The organism is Antiquaquibacter soli, from assembly GCF_030580675.1.
Lineage (GTDB): Bacteria > Actinomycetota > Actinomycetes > Actinomycetales > Microbacteriaceae > Rhodoglobus > Rhodoglobus soli.
Genome location: NZ_JAUQUB010000002.1, coordinates 263538 through 288312 on the forward strand (window position 1 = coordinate 263538; position 24775 = coordinate 288312).

At 71.4% G+C, this 24775-nt stretch carries 14 protein-coding genes; 9 read left to right on the plus strand and 5 right to left on the minus strand.

Features of this window, described 5'->3' with window-relative positions; genetic code table 11:
• Positions 1 to 18: 18 nt before the first annotated feature.
• Both Q5716_RS11310 and Q5716_RS11315 read left to right on the plus strand, forming a co-directional pair.
• Complete coding sequence (locus tag Q5716_RS11310) at positions 19 to 2784, plus strand: AfsR/SARP family transcriptional regulator (RefSeq protein WP_305003245.1); 2766 nt, start codon at positions 19 to 21, stop codon at positions 2782 to 2784.
• A 165-nt stretch (positions 2785 to 2949) separates the two neighbouring features.
• On the plus strand, positions 2950 to 15048 hold the full coding sequence (locus Q5716_RS11315; protein ID WP_305003246.1) for a DUF5979 domain-containing protein: 12099 nt from the start codon (positions 2950 to 2952) through the stop codon (positions 15046 to 15048).
• A 24-nt stretch (positions 15049 to 15072) separates the two neighbouring features.
• Here the strand turns inward: Q5716_RS11315 and Q5716_RS11320 are convergent, their stop codons facing one another.
• A complete protein-coding gene (locus Q5716_RS11320) occupies positions 15073 to 15558 on the minus strand; it encodes a hypothetical protein (protein WP_305003247.1) in 486 nt (161 codons plus the stop codon).
• Positions 15559 to 15617: 59 nt separating this feature from the next.
• Here Q5716_RS11320 and Q5716_RS11325 point away from each other — a divergent pair, with 59 nt between their 5' ends.
• From Q5716_RS11325 to Q5716_RS11335, 3 genes are all read left to right on the plus strand, one after another.
• Entirely contained in the window at positions 15618 to 16151 is a 534-nt protein-coding gene (locus tag Q5716_RS11325; protein ID WP_305003248.1) for a 2-phosphosulfolactate phosphatase, read from the plus strand.
• A gap of 46 nt (positions 16152 to 16197) precedes the next feature.
• Positions 16198 to 16500 (plus strand): DUF427 domain-containing protein, encoded by a 303-nt coding sequence (locus Q5716_RS11330; RefSeq protein ID WP_305003249.1) that lies wholly within the window; start codon positions 16198 to 16200, stop codon positions 16498 to 16500.
• 77 nt (positions 16501 to 16577) lie between these two features.
• Positions 16578 to 17213: a TetR/AcrR family transcriptional regulator gene (locus Q5716_RS11335; protein ID WP_305003250.1), complete on the plus strand. Its 636-nt coding sequence runs from the start codon at positions 16578 to 16580 to the stop codon at positions 17211 to 17213.
• Between the two features lie 35 nt (positions 17214 to 17248).
• Here Q5716_RS11335 and Q5716_RS11340 read toward each other — a convergent pair whose 3' ends face one another.
• The 4 genes from Q5716_RS11340 to Q5716_RS11355 are packed head-to-tail and all read right to left on the minus strand — an operon-like array spanning position 17249 to position 20376.
• Positions 17249 to 17632 carry a RidA family protein gene (locus Q5716_RS11340; RefSeq protein WP_305003251.1) on the minus strand — a complete coding sequence of 128 codons (384 nt, stop codon included), beginning with the start codon at positions 17630 to 17632 and terminating at the stop codon, positions 17249 to 17251.
• A complete protein-coding gene (locus Q5716_RS11345) occupies positions 17629 to 18240 on the minus strand; it encodes a CGNR zinc finger domain-containing protein (protein ID WP_305003252.1) in 612 nt (203 codons plus the stop codon). Before Q5716_RS11345 ends, Q5716_RS11340 begins: the two co-directional genes overlap by 4 nt.
• A 40-nt stretch (positions 18241 to 18280) precedes the next feature.
• Entirely contained in the window at positions 18281 to 18928 is a 648-nt protein-coding gene (locus Q5716_RS11350) for a ThuA domain-containing protein (protein ID WP_305003253.1), read from the minus strand.
• Positions 18929 to 18936: 8 nt separating this feature from the next.
• A complete protein-coding gene (locus tag Q5716_RS11355) occupies positions 18937 to 20376 on the minus strand; it encodes an NAD-dependent succinate-semialdehyde dehydrogenase (RefSeq protein ID WP_305003254.1) in 1440 nt (479 codons plus the stop codon).
• Positions 20377 to 20512: 136 nt separating this feature from the next.
• Here Q5716_RS11355 and Q5716_RS11360 point away from each other — a divergent pair, with 136 nt between their 5' ends.
• The 4 genes from Q5716_RS11360 (at position 20513) to Q5716_RS11375 (ending at position 24768) form a co-directional block, all read left to right on the plus strand.
• Entirely contained in the window at positions 20513 to 21535 is a 1023-nt protein-coding gene (locus Q5716_RS11360) for a hydroxyacid dehydrogenase (RefSeq protein WP_305003255.1), read from the plus strand.
• Between the two features lie 105 nt (positions 21536 to 21640).
• Entirely contained in the window at positions 21641 to 22951 is a 1311-nt protein-coding gene (locus tag Q5716_RS11365) for an ABC transporter substrate-binding protein (protein ID WP_305003256.1), read from the plus strand.
• 63 nt (positions 22952 to 23014) lie between these two features.
• Positions 23015 to 23917 (plus strand): carbohydrate ABC transporter permease, encoded by a 903-nt coding sequence (locus tag Q5716_RS11370; protein ID WP_305003257.1) that lies wholly within the window; start codon positions 23015 to 23017, stop codon positions 23915 to 23917.
• On the plus strand, positions 23914 to 24768 hold the full coding sequence (locus Q5716_RS11375) for a carbohydrate ABC transporter permease (RefSeq protein ID WP_305003258.1): 855 nt from the start codon (positions 23914 to 23916) through the stop codon (positions 24766 to 24768). The genes Q5716_RS11370 and Q5716_RS11375 overlap by 4 nt, the downstream gene beginning before the upstream one ends.
• The last annotated feature ends 7 nt before the right edge of the window (positions 24769 to 24775 follow it).

The window sequence follows — 24775 nt, forward strand, 5'->3', positions numbered from 1 at the left end:
GTGGGTCAGAATGGCACCGTGTCCGCGATCGCCCGCTTCCGACTCTTCGGGAGGGTTGCGGTGTCCGTCGGCGAGCACGCGATCCCCGTGCGCGGGGCGATGCCCGCGGCGATCCTCGCGCGGCTCGCTCTCACCTGCGGCGAGCCCGTACCCGTGGACGAGTTCGTCGCCGACCTGTGGTCGAGCCCGCCTCCGACGGCGGCCGGCACGCTCCGCGCGCACATCTCCCGACTGCGATCCGCGGGCCTCGCCGAGCACATCGTCGGAGGTCGGGGCGGTTACACGCTCGCGGACAGCCGCGTCGACGTGATCGAGTTCCGCGACCGGGCGGCCTTCGCGCTGTCCACTCGCGAGCGGGACGACCTCGAGGCGGCGGAGGAGGCGTGGCGGGGCGAGCCCTTCCGCGACGTGTCGGCGCCGTTCGTCGCCGACTGGTCGGCGGAGCTTCACGGCCTCCGGCGCCGGGTGGCCGAGTCCCTCGCCGAGCTGCGCCTCGACGCGGGGGAGCTGGATGCCGTGCTCGGCTCGCTGCCCGCGGTCGTGCGCGAGCATCCCGACCACGAGGAGCCGGTGCGACTGCTCGCGACGGCGCTCGCCCGCGCCGGGCGGTCGACGGACGCCCTCGGCGCGATCGACGGGTTCGCCGAGCGATTGCGAGAGACCCAGGGGCTCGACGTGTCCCCGGCGCTCGCCGCGGCCCGCCTCTCGATCGTGCGGCAGGACCCGGAGCTCGTCGCCCCGGTCGGGCGGGAGCGGGGCATCCAGCACGGCGTCCCGCTGCCGATCACGCGCTTCATCGGCCGCAGCTCCGCGCTCGAGCTCGTCGCCGCCGGGCGCCGGGAGTCGCGGCTCGTAACCCTCACCGGCCCGGGCGGCGTCGGCAAGAGCCGCCTCGCCGTGGAGTCGCTCGCGGAGTCGCTCGGCCCGGTCGACTCCGCGCAGTGGCTGCTCGAGCTGGCCAGCTACGACACGGGGGAGGACGTCGTGCTCGCGCTGAGCGAGCTCGTGGGGGCGACGAACGCGACGGTCGAGTCGATCGCGCAGCAGCTCTCCGGTCGCGGCGCCCTGCTGGTGCTCGACAATGCGGAGCACGTGCTCGAGGCCGCCGCCGCGCTCGTCTCGGCCCTGCTCGCCGCGAGCCCCGGGCTCAGCGTGCTCGTGACGAGTCGTGAGCCGCTGCGCATCCCGGGGGAGCGGCTCATCCCGATCGCCCCCATGCTCGGCGATGACGCCCCCGACGCGATCGCGCTCTTCGCGGAGCGCGCCGCCGACGTCGTGCCCGGCTTCGCGCTGACGGATGCCTCGCTCCCGCTCGTTCGGCGGCTCGCGAAGCTCCTCGACGGACTGCCCCTCGCGCTCGAGCTCACCGCCGCGCGCCTCGACGTCATGGACCTCGCCGAGCTCGTGCGCTCGATCGAGTCCGAGGAGCTGCTCACCCTCCACGGCCCGGCTGCCGGTCGGCACGGCAGCCTGCAGAGCACGATCGAGTGGAGCGCGCGGATGCTCCGCCCCGCCGAGCTCGAACTGCTCGCGCAGCTCGGCAACTTCGCCGGCAGCGTGACCCTCGACGCGATCGACGGCATCTGCGTGCTCCCGGACGGCGATGTGCGGGAGGTTGCCGCCGTGCTCGCTCAGAAGTCGCTGCTCGCGGTCGTGGGCGGGGCGGTTCGCGGGCGCCGCTACCGCTTGCTCGAGTCGGTGAAGCTCTACGCCCGGCAGCTTCCCGCGCAGGATGACCGGGAGCGGTGGCGAGAGCGCCACGCGCAATGGTTCGCCGACGCCGCCGACGAGCTGGAGTCGCGCGTGCGGGGCCCGGAGTCGGCGATCGTCCACGAGCAGTTCGAGGTCGACCGCAGCGAGCTGCTCGCCGCGCTCTCGTTCTCCGTGGCGCGCGGGGATCGGGCGACGGCCGTCCGGCTCGCGGGGGCGATGTCGTGGCACTGGTTCCTGCGGGGTGCGGTTGCGGAGGGCAAGGGGTGGATCGACTCGGCGCTCGAGATGCCGGGGCCGGAGCATCCCCGCGCCGACGCCCGCGCGATCTGGGGAGCCGTGATGATCGTCTACCGCTCGGGCGACAAGTTCGGTGGGGAGGTCTACGCGCGGCGGGGGCTCCCGCTCGCGGAGCGCTCGGGCGACCCGACGCTCACCGCCCTCTTCACCGCGTGCAACGCGATGTGGGACGCCGAGGCGGATCCGGCGGGCGGGCTGGCCCGGATGCGCCGCGCGGAGGCGCTCCTCGGCGATGTCGAGCCGTGGGCGGTGAGCGAGGTGCTGACGTTCCGGTCGATCTGCCACATCTACGCCCGCAAGCTCGCTGAGACGATGCGCGACCTCCAGGCGGCGCTCGAGTCGGCGCTCGCGGCGCACAACGCGTGGGCGGCGGGCTCGGCGTCGTGGCGGCTGGCGCACGCCCTCATCGGGAGCCATCGCGAGCGGGATGCGGTGGAGCAGCTCGTGCAGTGCTTCGACCTGCTCGCTCCGCAGGGCGACGTGCTCGCGGTCATCCTCGCCCTCCATGCCGCGGCGATCGCGGTGTCGGGGATCGAGCGGCAGCGCGACGGTGCACGACTGTTCGGCGCCGTCGACCGGCTCGGTGCGGTGTACGGCTTCCCGCGGGCCGCCATCAACGACGACGTGCACGAGGGCTACCGCTCCCGCACGAAGCAGGCGCTCACGGCGGCCGAGTGGAACGCGTGCTATCGGGAGGGCGCCGCGCTGTCGCTCGACGAGGCGGTGTCGCTCGTGCGCGCGGTCGCGGCATCCCTGCCGCCGCGCCGCCGCTAGCGCCGCCGCCGCACGTCGCCGACCCCCCCCGAACGGGGGCCTCCCCATTCTGGGGAATGTACCCTGCCTCCCGACGGACCCTAGCCTGGGGGCGGCAACCCGAATGCCCCAGGGCCCTCACCCCCTGTGCGTCGCGGAAGCCGCACGCTTGGGGGGAAGCACCACATGAGTTTCATCGGCTCCAGTCGACGCCGGTCGACCATCGCCGCGCTCGCCGCGCTCATCGGACTCGTCGGCACGCTCGCCATCGGCGCGCCCGCGGTCGCGGACGAGGACGACCCGCTCTCGCCGGTCGTCGTCGACATCTCGAAGACCGTCGACAAGGCCCTCATCACGCCGGGCGAGACCGTCACCTACTCGATCGCCGTCAACTGCGCCTCCACCATGGCCGACTGCGTCAACCTCGCCATCGACGACACGATCCCCGCTCCCCTCGTGCTCGGCTCGGTCGCCCTCCCGACTGGGGGCGAGTCGTCGCTCGCGACTGTCGCGACCGACCCGGCGACCAACAGCTTCCGCGTGAGCTTCGTCGACGACCTCGGGGAGGGCCGCCGCGGCCTCCAGGCCGGTGTGCTCTTCAACTTCGCAGTGACGGCGACGCTGCCGACCTCCGTCTCCGCCGACTTCGACGGCCAGACGATCACGAACACGGCGTTCGCGACCCTCGACAACCTCAACAGCAACAAGGACGACTCCGCCGACGTCGTGCTCGACATCCCGCTCCAGCTGCGATCGAGCGTCGACAAGTCCTACTCGGAGTCCGACGTGCCGTCGGTTCCGGGGCGCGCGCTGTCGATGTCGCTCTCCGCGTCCAACACGTCCAACATCGGCGTCGACCGGCTGGTGATCGAGGATGCCACGGCCGCCGCGTTCACCCACCTGCGCGCCACGGGCCTCTCCGTGCCGACGTGGCCGACGGGTGCCGACGAGGTGCGCGTCGACTGGTTCGACGGGACGGATTGGAGCGAGGGCGCGTTCGGCGCGACGGCGGTCATCCCCGACGGCGTCGACCCGCGCGGACTCCGTTTCGTGTTCCAGTCGTCGACGGGCGCGCCGCTGCCCCGGGATGCCTCGGCCGTCGTCTCCGTCGCGCTCGAGCTGCGCGACTCCGTTCTCTCGATCTCGGGCTCGGCGTCGGTGTCGAACGTCGCGAGCTCGTGGGTCGAGCTCGGCGAGGAGTCGAGCACCCCCGTGTCGAAGCCCGCGAGCATGACGATCACGAAGGCGGAGATCTCGCCCGTCGCGACGAAGAGCTTCTCGACGAACAGCCTCGTCGGCGGCCGTGAGGTGACCGCGACGCTCGGCGCCTCCAACGGCGGGCGCTTCGACCTCGAGTCGATGGCGATCACCGAGCCCGCGACCGACACCCCCGACCTCATCGAGCAGGGCCTGAGCTTCGGCGGCTGGGTGTCGGACGACATCGAGTGGCCGGTGGGGGCGACCGAGGCATCCGTCGCCTACCGGTACGAGGGCCAGGAGGACTTCGCCGCCGCCGTGTCGACGACGACGCGGGACACGCTCCCGGCGCCGGACGCCGAGGCCGGCCGGGTCGCGGCCTTCATCGTGACGTTCACCGGCCTCATGCCGCAGTACCAGTACGCGGTCGTGCCGTACACCGCGACGACCTCGGCGGTGGCGGCGGACGAGACGCACTCGAACACCATCCAGGTCGACGTGGAGACGACGGGCGGTCTGACGGCGTCCACGACCGCCAGCGCGGACCTCACGAGCCGCACCGCGCGCATCAACACGACGGTGCGCAAGATCGCGACCCCCGATTCGATCTACTCGGTCGCGGGCTCGTCGTCGATCGTCGTGCTGCCCGCGGCTCTCGACGCGCGCCCGACCTCGCCGTCGGACACCGGCGGCTCGACGGTCGGCGCCGACTCGCTCGTCGTCGTGGACGACGACGAGGCGTTCTTCGACCTCTTCAACGTCACCTCGATCCTGCCGACGGTCGTGCCCTCGGGTGTGACCCTGACGGTCGAGTACTTCGACGGCGAGGCCTGGCACTCCTTCGACGGAGTCTCGCCGCTCGCCGGGCCGGCGACGTTCAGCCGCACCCTGTCGGGCGCGGAGCGCGAGCTCGTCGCGGGCGTGCGCTTCACGTTCACGCCGAGCGACGGCTCCACTCTCGCTCCGGGCTTCGCCGTGCAGCCGAACCTCCGCGTGGCGCTGCGCTCGACGCTGCGCAGCGACCCGGCCTCGCCCGCCGCGAACCCGGATGCCCCGGCCCTCGTCACGGTCTCCAACACCGCGACCTCGATCGCGACGAGCTCGAGCGCGACCCCCTCGGAGGTGTCGGACGACGTCGTCGAGACCATCGGGCTGCGCCCGGTGCCGGGCGGGTCGGGCGGCAGTGGCGGCATCCAGCTCGTCACCAAGCGCTGGGCCGAGGAGACCCTCCCGGCCCGCACCGGCGAGCGCTCCGACGTCGTCGTCAGCTGGGGCACCGGCAACCTCGAGTTCGAGAGCGTCGCGGTGAGCGACCCGGCCGACCCCACGACGGGCGTCGCGGGAACCGTCTTCGAGGCCTTCGACCTCGTCGCGGTCAAGCCGATCACGAGCTCGCTCGACCCCTATCTCACGTACGACGCGGTGACGGCCGTCGAGCTGTACATCGACGGGGAGTGGGTGCCGACGGCGACGAACCCGTGCGCGAGTGGCGCGTGCGACGGCGCATTCCCGGGCTACACGCTCACCGCCGACGAGCGCGCTGACGCGGTCGGCGTCCGGCTCGTGTTCGAGGAGAGCCCCACCCGCGGCGACCGGATCGGCAGCGACCCGGATGCCCCGCCCGTGGGCAGTGGCGTGGCATCCACGTTCCAGCTCGACCGCGACATCGCGCTCACGTTCGAGCTGCGCGACGTGCGCCGCTCGAACCCGGACGTGCCGGTGCTCGGCTCGAGCCGCCTCGCGCTCTACAACGCGGGCCCCGGCGACTACGGCGTCGTGCGCAACACCGCGCGAGTGGTCGGCACCGCGACGGATGACTCGACGCGCTCCTCGACGTGGAGCGACGACATCCTCCTGCTCGACCAGGCGCTCACGGTCGTCGCCGGCAAGACCTGGACCGGCGGACCCCTCGGCATGCCGCCGGAGGGGACCCCGCAGTCGCTCTTCCCGACCGCGCGCATGACCCTCTCCGCGCAGAACACGTCCCTCGCGCGAGTCGAGCACCTGTCGCTCGCGGAGCCGTCGAACCGCGTGACCGTCAACCCGTTCGAGTTCGTGACCCTCACGGACCTCGTGAGCATCCAGGTGCCGAACGGACCCACGGCGACCGTCACGCTGCAGCCGTCCGGCGCGGAGCTGACGATCGCCGAGGCGCTCCTGCTGACGCGCTCGCAGCTCGCCGACGTCACCGGCTTCGAGGTGTCCCTCGACGGCGTCGTGCCGGCCGGAGCGACCATCACGGTCGTCGCCGACACGCAGCTGCGGTCCACCGAGCGCACCTCGGGCGACGAGATCGTCGACGCGCGCCAGCTCGACAACGACGTCGCCGCGACGATCGTCGACCCGGGCGGATCGCAGCTGCCCGCCGAGGGCAGCGACGTCAACGTCGTCACGTCGTACGCCTCCGCGCACGTCGACATCCAGGTCTTCGAGTACGGCGTCGAGGCGACGAAGACGCTCATCGCCGACACGACGGCGAGCGGCCCCACCCCCGCGACGCAGTACGAGTCGACGACGCCGGCCACGGTGCGCCTCACCGGCCAGCCGACGGGCAACGTGCGCACGACGCGCATGGTCCTCGAGGACACCGACCCGTCGTTCTGGAACGCCTTCGACTTCGTCGGATTCCCGGCGCTGTCGTACTCGACCCCGATCAACCGCGTGCAGGTCGACGCCCTCGTCGGCGTGGAGTACACGGTCGCGGGCGACGGCTCGATCTCGTGGTCGTGCCCGGAGACGGACTGCTGGGTGACGGGCACGCCGTCCGCGACGCCGACGCTCCCCGCGGGCGTCGATCCTTCGGAGGTGCGCGGCATCCGCCTCACCTTCACGAAGTCGGACTACTCCGCGTGGGAGCGCCCGTTCAACCCGCTCCAGGTCATCGACCTCACCGTCGAGCGACGGGAGACTCTCATCGCCCCGGCGGGCGAGCCGGTGCCCACGACGCTCTTCACGTTCACCGAGCCGGCCCCCGGCGAGACCGAGGTGGGCGTCTACACGAACGACGTCACGGTCGACGTCGCGGCGGCCCTGAACGCCGAGGACACCGACCCGGTGTGGCAGGCCTCCGACGACGACTCGAGCTCGATCCTCGTGCAGCACCTCCCGGCGCGCATCTCGATCGTCAAGAGCCAGTACGGCCCTCAGTCGCTCGGCGTGGACATCCCGTTCGACATCACCGTCACCAACACCGGCGGCGCGCACGACAGCCCGCTCACGGGCCTCACGATCGTCGATGAGATCCACACGGATGCCTCGGGCCCGCGACTCGTCGTGCCCGTGGACCCCGACACCAACCAGATCTACACCGCCGACGAGGCGTTCACGTACTCGCTCCTCAACGGCTCGGGTGCCGAGCAGCCGGCGCCGGACGTCACGGCGAGCTACGACGACCCCGAGCATCCCGCCGTCATCACCTTCGAGCTCGAGCAGCCGCTGCCGCTCGGGTGGAGCCTCGTCATCCACGCCCCGCTGCAGTTCCGCGCGCTCCTCGGCGCGGGTCTCGAGACCGACAACACCGTCACGGCGACCGCCGACCAGCCGTTCGACGTCTGCCGGGGTGCGGAGGACACCGGCTGGGTTCCCGAGACCTACGAGGTCTTCACGTGCGAGGCCTCGACGACCGTGTGGCCGCTGCCGAGCTCGCCCATGACGATCGTCAAGGGCGTCCGCGGCGTGGAGGCGGGACCGCTCGACGAGGACGGCGTGCCGCTCGTCGACCCCGACACCGGACTGCCCTTCGACGACCTGGGCGTGCTGCGCACCTCGGGCACCTCGAGCTGCGAGGAGCCGACGACGGCGATCCCGGGCCGCTCGGAGCTGTTCTACCGCTTCCCGTGCGTGCCGATCACCCGGCCCGGCGCGGAGGAGGAGTGGGGCGCCCGCTTCTTCAACTCGGGCAACATCTCCATCAAGCAGCTCGTCGCGATCGACGTCCTGCCGGCCCCGAACGACCGCGGCGTCATCATCGACGAGGCGCGCTCCTCGAAGTGGGCGGCGAAGCTGTCGAGCTACCCCGAGGTCACGGGCATGCCCGACGGCTCGACGTACACGGTCTACTACACCGACCAGGCGGGCGTCGCGACGCCCAACTGCAACGGCGCGGACATCCAGCTCACCATGGGCATGACGACGGCGACCAACCCGCCCATCCTCAACACGGCGCAGTACCGCAACTGCCTCGCCGCGGACGGCGCGTCGCTCCTCGCCCCCCGCGAGTGGAAGGTGCTCGACCCGGGCGCGGATGCCGCGACCCTCGCGTCCGTCGTCGCCCTCAAGTTCGACGTGCGCATGCCGTCGGGACTCGAGCCGGGCAACTCGGTCGGCGTGCTCTACTCCACGGTGACCGCGAACCAGCAGGCGATCAAGGAGTCGACGGGCAACCTGTTCCGCGACTCGATCGCCTACAACTCGATCGCGGGGGCCGCGGTCGGCATCAACCACGACTCCGAGGGCAACCCGCTCGACCTCGCGTACCGCTTCGTCACCGAGCCGCGCAAGGTCGGCGTCGCGCTCGCGACCGGTCAGCTCACACTCTCCAAGAGCATCACGGGGGATGCCGCGGCCTACGCCACCGACGTCTTCAACCTCGCCGTGAGCTGCACCTCGAACGACGAGCCGGTCGCACTCACCCTCGCGGACGGCTCCCCGCGCAGCCCGTTCGCGGTCACCGCGGGCTCGCCGCTGAACGTCTACGGCATCCCGCTGTACTCCGACTGCACCGTCGGGGAGACAGGCTCGTACGGGGCGACGACGGTGACGACTCCCGGCGCCCCGGTGCCCGTGCTCGCGCAGCCGAACTCGGGCACGTCCACCGTCTTCGACCCGCACCCCGCCTTCGAGGACCGGCCGGCCCCCGAGGTCGCGACCGTCACCAACGACTACCCGGATGCCCAGCTCACGATCACCAAGTCGGTGACCACGAACGGCGCCGTCGACCAGGACGGCACCCCGATCGCGTACCTCGCCGCGCTCGTCACGGCGAGCTGCTCGTTCGACAACGGGACCGGGTCGCGCGTCATCTGGTCGATCACGAACGAGCCGGTGACCCCGTCGGCGCCGATCGTCAAGACCGGCCTGCCCGCGGGTGCGGTCTGCACCGTGACCGAGTCCAACCAGCGCGGGGCGACGACGACCTCGACCGTCTCGACGACGGGAGCGACGGATGACGCGACCGTCGCGCCGTTCACCCTCGCGGAGGACGGCAACACCGTCGCCTTCGCCAACGACTTCGGCGTCGGATCGCTCACGGTGACGAAGGCGCTCGCCGGACTCGCGAAGGACTCCGACTGGGCCGCCGGGCCGTTCGACATCCGCGTCGTGTGCACGAACTCGAACGCGACCTCGACGACGGTCTTCGCGAAGACGTTCTCGGTGACCCGCACGTCGCCGTCCTTCACGATCGACAACCTCGCGACGGGCTCGAGCTGCGCGATCACCGAGCCGCAGAAGAACGGCGCGACGTCGACGACCCTGCCGTCGAACGTCACGATCACCCGGTCCTCCTCGAGCGCGACCGTCACGAACACGTTCGACTTCGCGCGCCTCACCGTGAGCAAGACCGTGACGACGAACGCCGTCGACGGTGCGGGCGCGGCGACGCGCCCCGGCCCGTTCGACTTCTCCGTCACGTGCACGTTCACCCACGCCGGGACGACCGACACGGTGCTCGCGACCGGCTTCTCGGCGAGCCCGATGACGTTCTCGCTCTCGCACGGCCAGAGCCGCGCGCTCACCGGCCTGCCCGCGGGCAGTTCCTGCACCGTGACGGAGGCGACCCCGCCCGGCTCGCCGACGACGACCATCCGCACGCAGACCGCGACGGTCGGCGCGACGACGACGACGGGTCTCTCGGCGACGATCTCCTCCCTCACCCCCGACTCCTCGCCGACGACCGGCACGAACACTGCGCTCGTCACGAACACCTACCCGGTGGGCACGCTGCGCATCGTGAAGTCGCTGCAGGGCGGGGCGAGCACCCAGTTCGGCACGGGCCCGTTCACGTTCCTCGTGACGTGCACGCAGCCGGGCATGAGCTCGGGCTACTCGAAGACGGTGACGCAGAACACCGCGGGCACGACCAACGTGACCAACATCCTCGCGGGCTCGGTCTGCTCGGTGTCTGAGTCGAACTTCTCGTCCACCGGCGCCGACGCGCTCGTCTACCTCAACAACTCGGGCACAGCGTTCGACGGCACCGGCACGACGATCGTCGGCTCGGCGACCCGGCAGGTGACGGTGCAGAACTGGTACCTCACGGGCCAGGTCACGGTCACCAAGCAGGTCGAGGGGCCGGCCGCCTCGTACGGCACCGGACCGTTCACCGTCCACCTCGACTGCACCCGCGACGGCAAGACGGTGACGATCGCGGGCGGCGCTGACCGCACCCTCACGAACGGCTCGTCGACGACGTACACGCTGCTGCCCTCCGGCGCGCTGTGCACGCTGTCCGAGCCCGGCTCGTTCGGCGCCGGCGAGATCACGATCACGGATTCCGAAGGCACCTTCGGTCCGGCCGACGATTTCGACTTCGTCGTCGACGTGGATGCCTCGAGCCGCACCGACAACCAGGTGCAACCCGCACTGACCCTCACCAACCACTACGAGTTCGCGTCGCTGACCATCGAGAAGCACGTCGTGAGCGACGCGGAGCACGAGGACGGCTCGCTCGTCGAGTACGGCGCGTTCGGCTTCACCGTCGAGTGCACGTTCGAGGGCGCCGCCGTGCGCGCGACCGGCTTCTCGGTCAACGCCATGGCGTTCACCCTCGAGGACGGCCAGTCGCGCACCCTCACGGGTCTCCCGGCGGGTGCCGAGTGCGCGGTCACGGAGAGCGACCCGCGCGGCGCCGCCGTGACCACGATGGCGACGGTCGACCTCGACGGCTCCCGCAGCACCGACGCCACCACCGTCGACGTGGTTCTCGCACCCGACTTCGGCGACGAGACCCGCAACACGGTGTCGGTCACCAACACGTACCGGTCGGGCATCCTGACGCTCTCGAAGGCCTTCACCGGCGACGCCCGACTGACGTGGGGCTCGGGCCGCACTGCCGTCGTCGACCTCGAGTGCCGCCTCGGCGGGCCGACGGGCCAGGTCGTCTGGGAGGACACGTTCGAGTTCACGGACGGATCGCCGACCTACGAGATGGCGCCCGTCGCCGCCGGGGCCGAGTGCGCGGTCATCGAGTCCGACACGGCGGGAGCGACGGCGACGAGCATCCTCGTGGGCAGCACGTCGACGGCGGGCACGAGCGCGACCGCGACGATCCCCGCGGACTCCCTGCTCGCCGTGACCGTCTCCAACCGCTACGACTTCGCGAGCCTGACGGTGTCCAAGACGGTGCTCTCCGACGCCGAGGACCAGGACGGCGAACCCGTCTACCCGGGCGGCTCGTTCGCGGTCGCCGTGGAGTGCTCCTTCCTCGGCGAGACGGTGCTCGCGACCGGCTTCGACACCTCGCCGATGACGTTCTCGCTCGGCCACCTCGGCTCGCAGACCCTCACGGGGCTGCCCGCGGGCGCCTCGTGCGCCGTGACCGAGACGGACACCGTCGAGGCTGCGTCCACGTCGATCGCGACCGCCACGTCGGCCGTGTCCGCGTCGACGGATGACACGACCGCGACGATCGCCTCGGTCACGAGCGACTCCGCCGGTGCCGCGACGAACTCCGCCGCGATCACCAACCGGTACGGCATCGGCAGCCTCACGGTCGAGAAGATCCTCGAGGGCGGCGCCGCCGCGCAGTACGGCGACGGACCGTTCGACATCCACGTCGAGTGCGTCGCCGCCGGTGGAGTGACGGCGTTCGACGACACCGTCTCGCTGCCGATCGGCAACTCGTGGTCGACGACGATCGAGTCGATCCCCGTCGGATCCGTGTGCGAGATCGAGGAGACCAACGCGGGCGACACGGGCGCCGACGCGCACCGAGTGGTGGATGCCGCGGGCGATCCCGCGACGAGCACCACCGTCGGCCTCGAGGAGCCCGGCTACCTCGCCGTCGAGAACTTCTACCTCACGGGCTCCGTCGAGGTCTCCAAGACCGTCACCGGCGCCGGCGCCCACTACGGCGACGGCCCCTTCGAGGTGAGCCTCGAGTGCGTGCGCGACGGCGAGACCGCCGTGCTGCCGGGCGGCGCGACGCGATCGATCGTCGACGGTGAGACCGTGACGTACACCGGCCTTCCCTCGGGCGCCGAGTGCACCCTCACCGAGTCGGATGTCGCGGGAGCAGCATCCACGTCGCTGCGGGTCGGCGACGCCGAGGTCGCGGCCGACGCGACCGAGGGCTACTCGTTCACGGTCTCGGTCGACGCCGAGTCCCTCGACGACGACCAGCCCCAGCCGGCGATCGAGGTCGTCAACGACTTCCCGCTCGCGGGCCTCGATGTCAGCAAGGTCGTCGAGACCGAGGCGCGCTCGGGCGATTCGGCGGTGGCCTACGGCCCGTTCGAGGTCGCCGTCGAGTGCACGTTCCTCGGCGAGCCGGTGTGGGCGACGGGCTACGACGCCGAGTCGCCGATGGTCGCCTCGCTCGAGTCGGGCGCGTCTCCGTGGCAGCTGCGGGGCCTCCCGACGGGCGCCGAGTGCCTCGTCGAGGAGACCCAGACGATGGATGCCGATGCCACGGTCATCACCGTGACCCAGGCCGGGGCATCCGACGACACCGACGGGGCGAGCGTCACGATCGTGCTGGACGCGAACGAGGACGGCGCCGCCACCAACGAGGCCGTGATCACGAACAGCTACGAGTCCGGCAGCATCGAGCTCTCCAAGCTAGTGACCGGTGCCGGCGCCGAGGCGTGGGGCACGACCGACTTCGAGATCGAGGTCGTCTGCTCGCTCACGGATGCCTCGGGCACGCGGCCGATCCTCGGTGCGACCTACCCGTTCACCGCCTCGAGCGAGCCCGTCGTCATCCCGAACCTGCCCGCCGGAACCCTCTGCACCATCGAGGAGACCGCGACGGGCGCCGCGACCGCGACGACGATCACGGTCGGCGACGAGGAGCCGACGCCGGGCACGACCGCGCAGGTGACGGTGCCCGCGGGCCAGATCGCGGTGGCCGTCGAGAACCGTTTCGACGTGACGTCGATCGCGGTCGACAAGCAGATCACCGGCGAGGGTGCCGAGGCGTGGGGTCAGAACGACTTCGAGGTGACCCTCGTGTGCTCGCGCGACGTGGACGGCGACACCGAGGAGATCGCGATCCCCGGCGGTGCGACCCGCGACCTCGTGGCGCCCGACTACGCGGCCTCGTTCGACGACCTGCCGGTCGGTGCGGACTGCGCGATGACCGAGTCCCGCTTCGGCGGCGCGAACGGCTCGGCGGTCTCGCCGAACGTCTTCACCCTCGACGCGGAGCAGACCGAGGTCACCGTGACGAACGAGTTCCGCCTCGGCGACCTGCGCGTGACCAAGGAGATCGAGGGCGACGGGGTCGGCATCGAGGACTCCGACGGCGAGTGGGGCTTCGGTCCGTTCGAGGTGTCCCTCGAGTGCGAGCGGTCGGTGAACGGCGAGGTCGTCGCGGTCGAGGTGCCCGGCGGCGCCACGCGCACGCTCGAGTCGCCCGAGTATGTCGCGACCTACTCGGGCCTGCCGGCCGGCGCGGTGTGCGTCGTGACCGAGTCGGTCGACGGGGATGCCTCGAGCTCGAGCGTCGACCCGGGTGCGATCGCGATCGTGGCCGACGAGACCGTCGACGTCACCGTCACGAACACCTTCACCATCGGCCAGCTGCAGATCGTCAAGACCGCCTCGACGCCGATCGTCGAGGGCGCCGAGTCGTTCGACTACTCCTTCGCGGTCTCGAACACGGGCACCGTACCGGCCGCGGGCATCACCGTGGTCGACGAGATCCCGGCGCTGCTGCGGGTCACGGGCATCGACGCGAGCGGCTGGAGCGAGTGCGCCGTCGACGGCACCGACGAGAACGGCTACGGCGGCACGCTCACGTGCGTGTTCGACGAGCCGCTCGCGGCGGGAGCATCGGCGACCCCGTTCTCGATCACCGTCGAGGTGCTGCCCGAAATCGCCGTCGACTCGATCCTCAACGCCGCTTCCGTCACCTCGACGACTCGCGGGGTGACGGGCGACGACGACGACGAGACGGTGCTCGTGAAGTGGCTCGACGCCACGGCCGCGTCGGAGTGCGTCCTGGACGCGCCGTGGTTCGACTACTCCATCGACGCCCGCAACCTCGACACGACCGGCCGCACCCTCACGGTGACGTGGCGCGACGGCACCGGGGCTGTCGTGGAGACCGACGAGGTGCCCCTCGACGGCGGACCCATCGAGGGCCGCCTGCTGTGGCCGGGCGCCGAGGTGAACGACGACGGCATCGGCGTGATGTGGCCTGGCTATCGCCCGGCGCGCGCCGGTGAGACGCCCACGTGGGAGAACCTCGTGCTCGACCCGACGCTGCCGACCTACGGGTTGCGCTCGGGCGCCGAGATCGAGCTCGCCATCAACCCCGAGACGACGGTCACCGTCCAGTACCCGGAGGCGACCCCGGAGTGCGCCGTCGAGCGCGAACCGGGCCTGTGGGTCGAGAAGACGGCATCCGGCGCGATGATCCCGGCGGGCGGCGAGTTCGACTACACGATCTCGGTCGGCAACGACGGGCTCGGCGCGGTCACCGGGCTCACCCTCGTCGACGAGCTGCCGAAGGAGACCACGCTCCTCGCCATCGAGACCAACACCCCGGACAGCGCCGACGACCCCGCGTGGGAGTCGTGCACCCACGACAAGCCGCTCGCGGGAGGCGCTGGCGGAGTGGTCACGTGCGTGCTCGACCGCCCGCTCGGCTGGGGCCAGTCGGTGCCCGACGTCGTGCTCACGGTGCGCCTCGGCGCCTCCGTCCCGGCCGGCAGCGTCACGAACGTCGTGCACGTCGAGGCTGTCTCCGCCGCCGCGGGAGAGGCCGAGCTCGCCGCCGAGAGCTCCGCGCTCATCCTGACGCCGGGGATGCTCGCCCTCACCGGCTCCAGCATCGCCGCGTTCGTGCTGCCGACGGCAGTCGGCCTCATCGTCCTCGGCGGGGTCGTGCTCGTGGCACGGTCCCGGCGTCGCCGGACCAGCTAGCGCCGGGGAGCCCCCCTCGTCGGCCTAGCGGCCGGGATGCCCGGCTCGCCCCCACGTGGGCGCGAGCCGGCGCATCCCGATCGCCCGCCACTGCCAGAACGCCCAGAACACGAGCCACAGCAGCGGAGTGAGGGCCCCCGCGCCGATCACGAGCCGGTCTCGGTAGAGGGTGCGGCCGCCCGGCGCGGGCGCGACGGTGAGCGTGTGCTGCCAGCGCGACACGACCCGAAGCGGGCCGCTCAGCGCCCGGCCCGTGTCGCGCATCGCCCGCACGCCCGGCAGCTCGGGGAACGAGATGCCGATGACCTGCTCGCCCATCGGCACGAGCCCCGCGGCCCGGACGCGGACCGGATGGTCGCCGGCGTCCCAGCGGTCGGGGAAGCCACCCGCCTCGAGGGACTCGAAGGAGAGCAGCGGGGCCGACACGGCGGCGAACACCCGGGGGTCGCGGATGGCGTCCCACGCGGCATCCGGTGAGCAGTCGAGGACGATCCTGAGCAGCACGCGCATGGCTCTAGCGTGCCGTACACCGGCGTCATCCGCCCCTCCCGCTCCGCTAGCCTCGAACGGTGAGCTCCGCGACCAATCAGTCCCGCTACCAGGTCCGATTCGACTGGGGGGTGGCCGGCGCGAACGCGATCGCCCCCGGCGCCCACATCGTCGTGTGGGTCGACGCCCTCCCCGACGGGTCGGTCGACCCGCTCGCGATCGAGCACGACGGCGCCATCGTCACGGGGTCGACGGGGTCGCGGGCGGCGGTCGCCCAGTGGGTGCTCGACCGGCAGGTGGAGCTCGGCGACCGGGCGTTCGTCGCCGTCGTCGCGGCGGGCACCCCGGAGGGCCGCTTCAGCGTCGAGGACCTTGTCGCCGCGGGCGCGGTCATCGATGCGCTCGCCGACGTCGGCCTCGACTTCACCTCGCCCGAGGCGGCGGCCGCCGCCGGCGCCTTCGCGGGCTTGCGCAATGCGGGAAGCCACGTGCTCACGGCGTCGGTGAGCGGGCAGGAACTGCTCGAGGCATCCGGGCCGGCCGCCCTGGATGCGGCGCGCGAGGCCGCGGCGGGCGCCGGTTTCGACGTTCTGCGGGAATTCAGCCGCCCGTGACACGGTTGGCTCCTACGTCGTTTCGCTACCCACCGAAGGAGACACCATGAAGGCCGTCATCGGCGACACCGTGATCGCAGAGGCCCCGGTCGAGGACCTTATCAAGATCGAGGGCAACTGGTACTTCCCGCCGTCGAGCGTCAACTCCGATCTCCTCGAGAAGTCGCCCACGCCCTACACGTGCCCGTGGAAGGGCGAGTGCCAGTACTTCTCCGTGAAGACGGATGCCGGGCTCCTGCAGGACCGCGCGTGGAGCTACCCGCACCCGTACCCGACCGCGTTCGACCGCGTCGGCAAGGACTTCAGCGACTACGTGGCGTTCTGGAAGGAAGTCCAGGTCGTCGAGTAGCGGCTCGCCCGCGAGTCATCCGGCCGACCGGCGCGCTGTTAGGTTCGTCTCAGGAGTTCTGGGACCGAGGTAACACAATGGACGAACGCGGCTCCGTGCGCGTGCGCCGGGAGACCGGCTGGAAGATCGAGCGCTACCCGCAGACGGTGGCCGGGGCGAGGGACGAGCGACCCGACCTCAAGGCGCAGCTGCTGCGCAGCGCCCTCGAGATCGCGCTGCGCGAAGGCCTCGAGCCCGTGACGCTCGACGCGGTCGCCGCCGCGGAAGGCGTCACGCCGACGGCGGTCGTCGAGCGGTTCGGCAGCCGCGAGGGGCTCATGCTCGCCCTCCTCGACTCGGTGCTCGCCCGAACGCTCAACGCCGACCGCGACCTTGGCGAGTCCGACTCCGGCCGCCGCGGACTCGGCGAGATGCTCGTCGCCGAGATGGAAGGCTTGCGTCGGCAGGCGCCCGTCGTCGAGCTCATCTTCATGTTCTACTTCGCGCGGCGCGACGACGTGTACCGCCGGCGCATCCGCGAGGCGCTGTCGAACTACCGGCGCTCCTTCGAGGCGGCGCTCGACGAGTCCGACGCCCGTCGCGGCGTCGACGCCCGGGTGCTCTCGTCGATCGTGCTGTCGTTCCTGCAGGGAGCGGCGGTGCAGATCATCCGCGACCCCGACAACTTCGCCCCGGATGACGCGATCGCGGCCGTCCGCGCCCTGCTGCCGTAGTACGGCCGCCGCCGCACGCGCCGACGCCGCGCTCCTCAGATCACCGCGACGGCCTCGATGCCCACGCACGCGTCGGGGCGGCCCATCGCGTAGACCTGCAGCACCGTGATGGCGGTCGGATGGTCGCCCCACACCTCCTCGGACGCCTCGAAGAGGGGCGCGAGCTCGGTGTTGCGGTCGAAGTACACCGTGAGGCGCACGACGTTGGACTGGTCGGCGCCGACGTCGGCGAGCACGAGCTTGATCTGCTCGAGGGCGGCGGCGCACTGCGCCTTGGGTCCGCCCGGCACGATGGCGCCGTTCTCGTCGACGCCGTTCTGCTCGCCGATGTAGAGCGTGCGGCCGCTCTCGACGAGCACCGCTTGCGAGAACGCCGGATTCTTGTGCATCGTCCCCGGATTGATGTGCGCGATGGTCATGCCACTGCCTCCTTCTTCCCCTTCTTGGACCGGTGGGCTCGCACCTTGGCCCGGTTGCCGCAGCGCGCCATGGAGCACCAGCGGCGGTTGTTGGATCGGGACTCGTCGTAGAACACGAACGAGCAGTCGTCGGCGTCGCACTCCCGGATGCGCTCGCGCTCATCGATCGCGAAGAGGGCGACCGCCTCCCGCGCGATCGCGGAGAGCGCTTGCGCCGCGCGGGCGCGGGTGCGGCCCGCCTGCCGGGTTCCGCCGGGTAGCGACGGCGGGATGTCGGGGATGGCCGCGTACAGGTTCACGATGTCGACGTCGGCGGGGCTCGGCTGCTCGCCGCGGCTCGCGCTCAGCGCGGCCCCGGCGATTGCGTCCCGCAGGGCGAGGGCGTCGCGCAGGTCGCCGTCGGACACCGTGCCGTCGACCTCCTCGAAGCGCTCCTCCAACCAGGCCGCGAGCTCGGCGGTTGATCCGAGCCGCTCCGGCTGGTCGAACCGCCCGGTGTAGGCGAGGTCGAGCGCGAGCGCTCCGGAGTCGAACCACCAGCGGGTTCCGTCGGTTGTGAGCCACTGGCCGGTCGGTCGAGCGGGTCGTGCAGCAGTCGGGTTCAGCATGTAACCATTGTGATGGGTTACGCCGACATCGGGGGCCGGTCTAGGCGGTGACCCACTCCACGAGCCGCCCCACGAGCTCCCGCACCGGCTCGGCGTCGTACGCCGCAGCGTCGTGGCCGAGCGCACTGTACGCGCGTCGCGGCGCGCCCTCGACGAGCCATGCCACGGGCTCCGTGCCGCCGCCCTCTGCGTCGACCTCGAGCAGCACCGAGCGCTCCGCCGCGGGGCGCAGCGCGTGGTAGCGCTCGTCCACCGTGTCGAAGTCCGCGAGACCGAGGCCGCGCCCGGCGGCGGTCGCGGACACCCGCACCGGCCCGTAGTCGGGGTGCCACGAGACGCCGTCGATCCAGCGGGCGCCGACGGCGGCCGCCCACGCGTCCGAGTCGGGGAACGAGTTGGCCGCCGCGTGGACCGCGAGCAGGGGCACCTCGGCGAGAGCCCGCTCCAGGCCCGCCGGTGCGGCGGGGGAGGGCATCCCGTCGACCGGCTTGCCGAGATTGGCGATCAGCAGCTCGGGCAGTGCGCCGTGCTCGAGGGCGGCGACCGCGGCATCCACGTCGTCGGCGATCGTCACGGCGAACCCGCGTGACTCGGCGACCGCCGCGATCACCTCGCTCGTCGGGGCGAAAGGATGCCACGGGTCGGCGTACCGGCCGACTCCGGACAGCAGCAGCGCGGTTCGGGTCACGCCTCCCATCATGCCTGGGCGATGAGCTTGTGCACCATGTAGTCCTCGACGGCCTCGGGCCCGCCGTCGGAGCCGTAGCCCGACTGCTTGCGCCCGCCGAAGTAGGTGTCGCGAGCGCCGACCCCGAACCGGTTGACGCTCACCATGCCCGAATCGAGGCGGGAGGGGATGCTCAGCGCCCGATCGGCGGACCCCGTGAAGAGGTACGACGCGAGCCCGAACGCCACGTCGTTGGCGCGGGCGACGACCTCGTCCTCGTCGCTGAACGTCGTCACGACGGCGATCGGGCCGAACGGCTCGTCGTGCATGAGCAGCGCGTCCTCCGGAACCCCGTCGAGGAGGGTGGGGCGCCAGTAGTACCCGGTCGAGTCGTCGCCCGTGCCGCCCGCGACGAGAGTGGCGCCCTTCGCGAGGGCGTCGTCGATGAGGGGCTTCATGGCGTCGAACCGTCGGGCGTTCGAGAGCGGCCCCATCTGGGTGGCGTCGTCGAACGGGTCGCCGACGACTGCGGCGTCGAGGGCGGCGCCGAGGCGCGAGACGAACTCGTCGTGCACCGCCTCGTGCACGAAGAACCGGATGGGAGAGCCGCACGACTGGCCGGTGTTGTGCAGCTTCGCACCCGTCGCTCCCTCGACCGCCGCGTCGAGGTCGGCGTCGTCGAAGACGAGCACCGGGGCGTGGCCGCCGAGCTCGAGGCTGATGGGCTTGACGAGCTCCGCGGCCTGGCGGGCGAGGAGCTTGCCGACGGCGGTCGACCCGGTGAACGAGACCTTGCGGATGACGGGGGACTCGATGAGCCGCGTCGAGATCGCGGCGGGGTCGCCGAACACCATGCTCATCACGCCGGCGGGAAGCCCCGCGTCGTGGAGGGCGTGGGCGAGGGCGAGGGCGCTCGCGGGAGTCTCCTCGGCCGGCTTGATCACGACGGTGCAGCCGGCCGCGAGCGCCGCGGCGACCTTGCGACCGGGCACCGTGAGCGGGTAGTTCCACGTCGTGAACGCCGCGACGGGGCCGACGGGTTCCGCGACGAGCATCATGCGGCCCTGGCCCTCTCCCGCGGGGAGCACCTTGCCGTAGCGGCGGGGGCCGTCGGTGGCCATCGACTCGATGATGTCGGCGGTGTAGTCGACCTCGTCGAGGGAGTCGCGCAGCGGCTTGCCGTTCTCGAGCGTCATCGCCTCGGCGATCGTCTCGCGGCGCTCGCGGAGGAGCGCGGCGGCCCGGACGAGGATGCGCTCGCGCTCGAAAGGCGAGGTGGCGCGCCATCCGTCCGCCGCCCGCGCCGCTCCGTCGAGCGCGCGGTCCAGGTCGGCCTCGGTGGCGACGGGGACGCTGCCGACGATGCGCCGCGTCGCGGGGTCCTCGACCGGGAGCGTCTCGCGCTCGACCGCAGGGATCCACTCGCCGTCGACGTAGAGCGCGAGGTCGGGGTAGGAGGGCGTGGTCATAGCTGCAATCATCCTTCGTCTTTGACAGGGGCGCTCGAGCTTGCCATCATGTGGCGAGCATTCTGGGAATGCGGTTGCCCGCAGCCCAGCATAGCCCTATCGTGGGTGCGGATCATCGAGCGGAACGGAAGACGACGTGGCGGCAGGACGACGGGGTCGCCGACCCTTGGCGGCGTTCGCGCTGCACGCGGGACTCGTTCCCGCCCTCTTCGACGCCGCGGCACGCTCGCGCCTCGACGAGAGGCTGGACGTCGTGCTGGATGCCCCGATCTCCTCCTTCGACGATGTCGCGCCCGAGGTGCTCGCCGAGCTCGAGGTGCTCGTCACCGGCTGGGGTGCGCCCACCATCGGCGCGAGAGAGCTCGACGCGATGCCCCGCCTCCGCGCGATCTTCCACGCGGCGGGCAGCGTCAAGGGCCACCTCGGCGCCGAGGTCTGGGAGCGGGGAGTGCTCGTCACGACCGCCGCGGCCGCGAACGCCCACCCGGTGGCGGAGTACACGCTCGCCATGATCCTGCTCGCCGGCAAGGGCGTCCTGCCGCTCGTGGTGCAGGAGCGCGACTTCGACCACGACCCCGGCCTCGTCGACCACGACCCGGACATCGGCAACTACCGCAGAACCGTGGGCATCATCGGCGCGTCGACGATCGGCCGGCGGGTGATCGGGCTGCTGTCCGCGTTCGACTTCGATGTGCTCCTCTACGACCCGCTCATCGACGACGGCGATCCCGTGACGCTCCAGTCGACCCGGGTGGGTCTCGACGAGCTGCTGACCCGCAGCTCGATCGTGAGCATCCACGCGCCGCTCCTGCCGTCGACGGTCGGGATGATCGGCCGGGCCGAGCTCGCGAGGATGCCCGATTCCGCGGTACTCCTCAACACGGCCCGGGGGCCCATCGTCGACAGCGCCGCCCTCGAGGCTGAGCTGCGCGCCGGCCGGCTGCGGGCGATCCTGGATGTCACCGACCCGGACCCGCTCGAGGCCGGGGCATCCCTGCGCTCCGCCCCCGGCCTCGTGCTGACGCCGCACGTGGCCGGCGCGCTCGGCAACGAGGTCCTCCGGCTCGGCGAGTCGGTGCTGCAGGAGGTCGAGCGGTTTGTCGTCGGCGCCCCCGCGGCGTACCCCGTTCTGCGCGAGCACTTGAGCGCGATGGCCTAGCAATTGACAGCACGACCCGGGATGCCTATTCTCTGGAATGCGCATTCCCACCGAATCCGCACCACCCGACCCCTCCGGTCAGCAATCACATCAAAGGAGATGCACGTGACACCTCGATCGCTCCGCCGCCTCGCCGCGGCTGCGACTGCCACCGCGGCGACCGCCGCCCTGCTGGCCGGCTGCGCCACCACCGGCGGCACCGGCTCGGACGGCGGCCCCGTCACCCTCGAGTTCGTGTCCTGGGACCCGAACATGGAGACCATCGTCGACACCTGGAACGAGGCCAACCCCGACATCCAGGTCGAGCTCACCAAGCCGAGCGAGTCGGCGGACGAGCTCGTGACGAAGTTCATCACCCAGGCGCAGGCCGGCGCCAACCCCGACATCGTCAAGGTCGAGTACCAGTCGCTGCCCGCGCTCATCGCCAACGGCGTCGTCGTCGACCTGAACGAGTACGACAGCGACCTCGCCGGCAAGTTCGACGACGCCTCGCTCGCGCAGGTGCAGTTCGAGGGCGCGCTCTACGGCGTGCCGCAGGACTTCGCCCCGCTCGTCTTCTTCTACCGCCAGGACGTCTTCGACTCCCTCGGACTGTCCGCGCCGACGACGTGGGACGAGTACGCGGCCGCGGCCCGCACCATCCACGCGGCGAACCCCGCCCAGTACCTCGGCACGTTCAGCGCGGGCGACCCCGGCTGGTTCGCCGGCCTCGCCCAGCAGGCGGGAGCCAACTGGTGGAGCGCCGCCGACGACACGTGGACCGTCGCGATCAACGACGCGGCGAGCAAGAAGGTCGCCGACTACTGGCAGGGCCTCATCGGCGAGGGCGTCATCAAGTCCGACCCGTTCTGGTCGACCCAGTGGTCCGCCGAGATGAATGACGGAACCCTCGTCGGCTGGGTGAGCGCCGCGTGGGCCCCCGCCCAGTTCCCGAACATCGCTCCCGACACGGCGGGCCTGTGGACCGCGGCGGCCCTGCCGGCGTGGACCGCGGGCGACGACGCCACCGGCATCTGGGGCGGCTCGGCGATGGCTGTCACGAGCGACTCGAAGCACCCCGCGGAGGCGACGAAGTTCCTCGACTGGCTCAACACGAGCGACGAGGCCCTCGCGCTGCAGATCTCCACCATCAACGTCTACCCGGCGGCCACCTCCGGCCGCTCGCTGCCCGAGCTCGACGCCCCGCCGGCGTTCATGTCGAACCAGCCCGACTACTACGCCTTCATCGGGCAGGTCGCGCCGACGGCGAAGAGCTTCGACATCTGGGGACCGAACGCCACGGTGACCTTCGGCGCCTACCGTGACGACTTCGGTACGGCGTTGCAGAATGGCACCTCGCTGTCCGACGCGCTCGACGCCATCCAGGCGACGAGCGTCGAGGACCTCGAGAAGCTCGGCTTCACCGTCGCCCAGTAAGCACCTCGGGCGGGCGCCGCGACCGGAATGGATCGCGGCGCCCGCTCCGCCCGGAGGAACAGCATGACCACCGCTCCCGCCCGCCCGCGCCGGAAGCTGCACAGCAACCGCATCGCCGTCGTGCTCGTGACCCCCGCACTGCTGCTGCTCGCGGGCTTCACCGTCGCCCCGACGGTCTACGCCTTCGTGCTCAGCCTGCAGCAGACCAAGATCTCCGGCGGACTCTTCGGAGGCGACCCCCAGGCGGTCTTCGTCGGCCTCGAGAACTATGCCGCCGCACTCGGTGACGCGGAGTTCTGGGCCAGCATCGGCCGGATGCTCGCCGTCGCCGTCATCGGAGTGCCCGCGACGGTCATCCTCGCAACCGCGTTCGCCCTCTGCCTCGACGCGCGCGGCGCTCGACTCGTCGGTTTCTCACGCATCGCGATCTTCCTCCCGTACGCGGTGCCGGGCGTGCTCGCATCCATGCTCTGGGGCTTTCTCTACCTCCCGGCGACGAGCCCGATCGGCGGCGACGTCATCGACTTCTTCGGGTCGCGCGAGATCTTCTTCTCCGTCGCCAACATCGCCGTGTGGGGCGTCGTCGGATTCAACATGGTCATCCTCTACACCGCGGTCCGGGGTCTCCCGGGCGAGATCTACGACGCGGCCATGATGGATGGCGCGAGCGAGCTGCAGATCGCGCTGCGCATCAAGCTCCCGATGATCCGGCCCGCGCTCGTCATGGTGACTCTCTTCTCGGTGCTCGGCGCCCTCCAGCTCTACAACGAGCCGACCGCGCTGCGACCGCTGTCCAACGCGATCACGTCGAGCTGGGTGCCCCTCATGAAGGTGTACAGCGACGCGTTCGTTCAGAACAACATCCACCAGGGAGCGGCGAGCGCGCTCGTCATCGTCGTGCTCACCGTCGCGGCCACCGTCCTCGTGAACGTGATCGGGCGCCGACTGCAGGGGCGGGCGTCGTGAGCGCGCGCGTTGCCCGACCGCGGCTCAACCTCGCCGCGACGGCCGTGCTCGTCGTCGGCGCGCTGTACACGATCGTGCCGGTCGCGTGGATCCTCATCGCCTCCACGAAGTCCAACGCGGAGCTGTTCGGCACCGAGCCGTTCGTCCCGGCGTTCACGGGCGGGTTCCAGGACAACCTCGTCGGCCTCTTCTCCTACCGCGACGGCATCTTCGGGCAGTGGGCGCTCAACTCGCTGCTGTACGCGGGGGGCGGGGGCATCCTGTCGACGCTCATCGCGGCGGGCACCGGCTACGCCCTCGGAAAGTACCGCTTCCGCGGCAGCACGACGATCTTCCGCATCATCGTCGCCGCCGTGCTCCTGCCGGCGATCGTCCTCGCGATCCCGCAGTACCTGATGCTCGCCCAGCTCGGCTTCACGAACAACTACCTCGCGGTCATCCTGCCGCTGCTCGTGAGCCCGTTCGCCATCTACCTGTGCAAGATCTACGCCGAGGCCTCCGTGCCCGACGAGCTCATGGAGGCCGCGCGGCTCGACGGCTCGAGCGAGTGGCGAATCTTCCGCTCGGTCGGCGTGCGGCTCATGGCCCCGGCCGTGGTCACCGTCTTCCTGCTGCAGTTCATCGGCATCTGGAACAACTTCCTGCTGCCCTCGATCATGCTGAGCAACGACAAGCTCTACCCGCTCACGCTCGGCCTGCTCGGGATGCTCCGCGTCAGCGGCGGTCAGGCGGCCCTGTACTCGTTCGTCATCATGGGCTCGCTGCTATCGATCATCCCCGTCGTGATCCTGTTCCTCAGCCTGCAGCGGTTCTGGCGCATCGACCTGTTGAGCGGCGGCGTCAAGGCGTAGCACCGTC

What these genes read in the sequence shown, in the direction of transcription:
- Q5716_RS11370 (WP_305003257.1), top strand. Translation starts at nt 23,015, where the DNA reads ATGACCACCGCTCCCGCCCGCCCGCGCCGGAAGCTGCACAGCAACCGC.
- Q5716_RS11345 (WP_305003252.1), bottom strand. Translation starts at nt 18,240, where the DNA reads ATGCTGAACCCGACTGCTGCACGACCCGCTCGACCGACCGGCCAGTGG.
- Q5716_RS11320 (WP_305003247.1), bottom strand. Translation starts at nt 15,558, where the DNA reads ATGCGCGTGCTGCTCAGGATCGTCCTCGACTGCTCACCGGATGCCGCG.
- Q5716_RS11330 (WP_305003249.1), top strand. Translation starts at nt 16,198, where the DNA reads ATGAAGGCCGTCATCGGCGACACCGTGATCGCAGAGGCCCCGGTCGAG.
- Q5716_RS11315 (WP_305003246.1), top strand. Translation starts at nt 2,950, where the DNA reads ATGAGTTTCATCGGCTCCAGTCGACGCCGGTCGACCATCGCCGCGCTC.
- Q5716_RS11355 (WP_305003254.1), bottom strand. Translation starts at nt 20,376, where the DNA reads ATGACCACGCCCTCCTACCCCGACCTCGCGCTCTACGTCGACGGCGAG.
- Q5716_RS11340 (WP_305003251.1), bottom strand. Translation starts at nt 17,632, where the DNA reads ATGACCATCGCGCACATCAATCCGGGGACGATGCACAAGAATCCGGCG.
- Q5716_RS11335 (WP_305003250.1), top strand. Translation starts at nt 16,578, where the DNA reads ATGGACGAACGCGGCTCCGTGCGCGTGCGCCGGGAGACCGGCTGGAAG.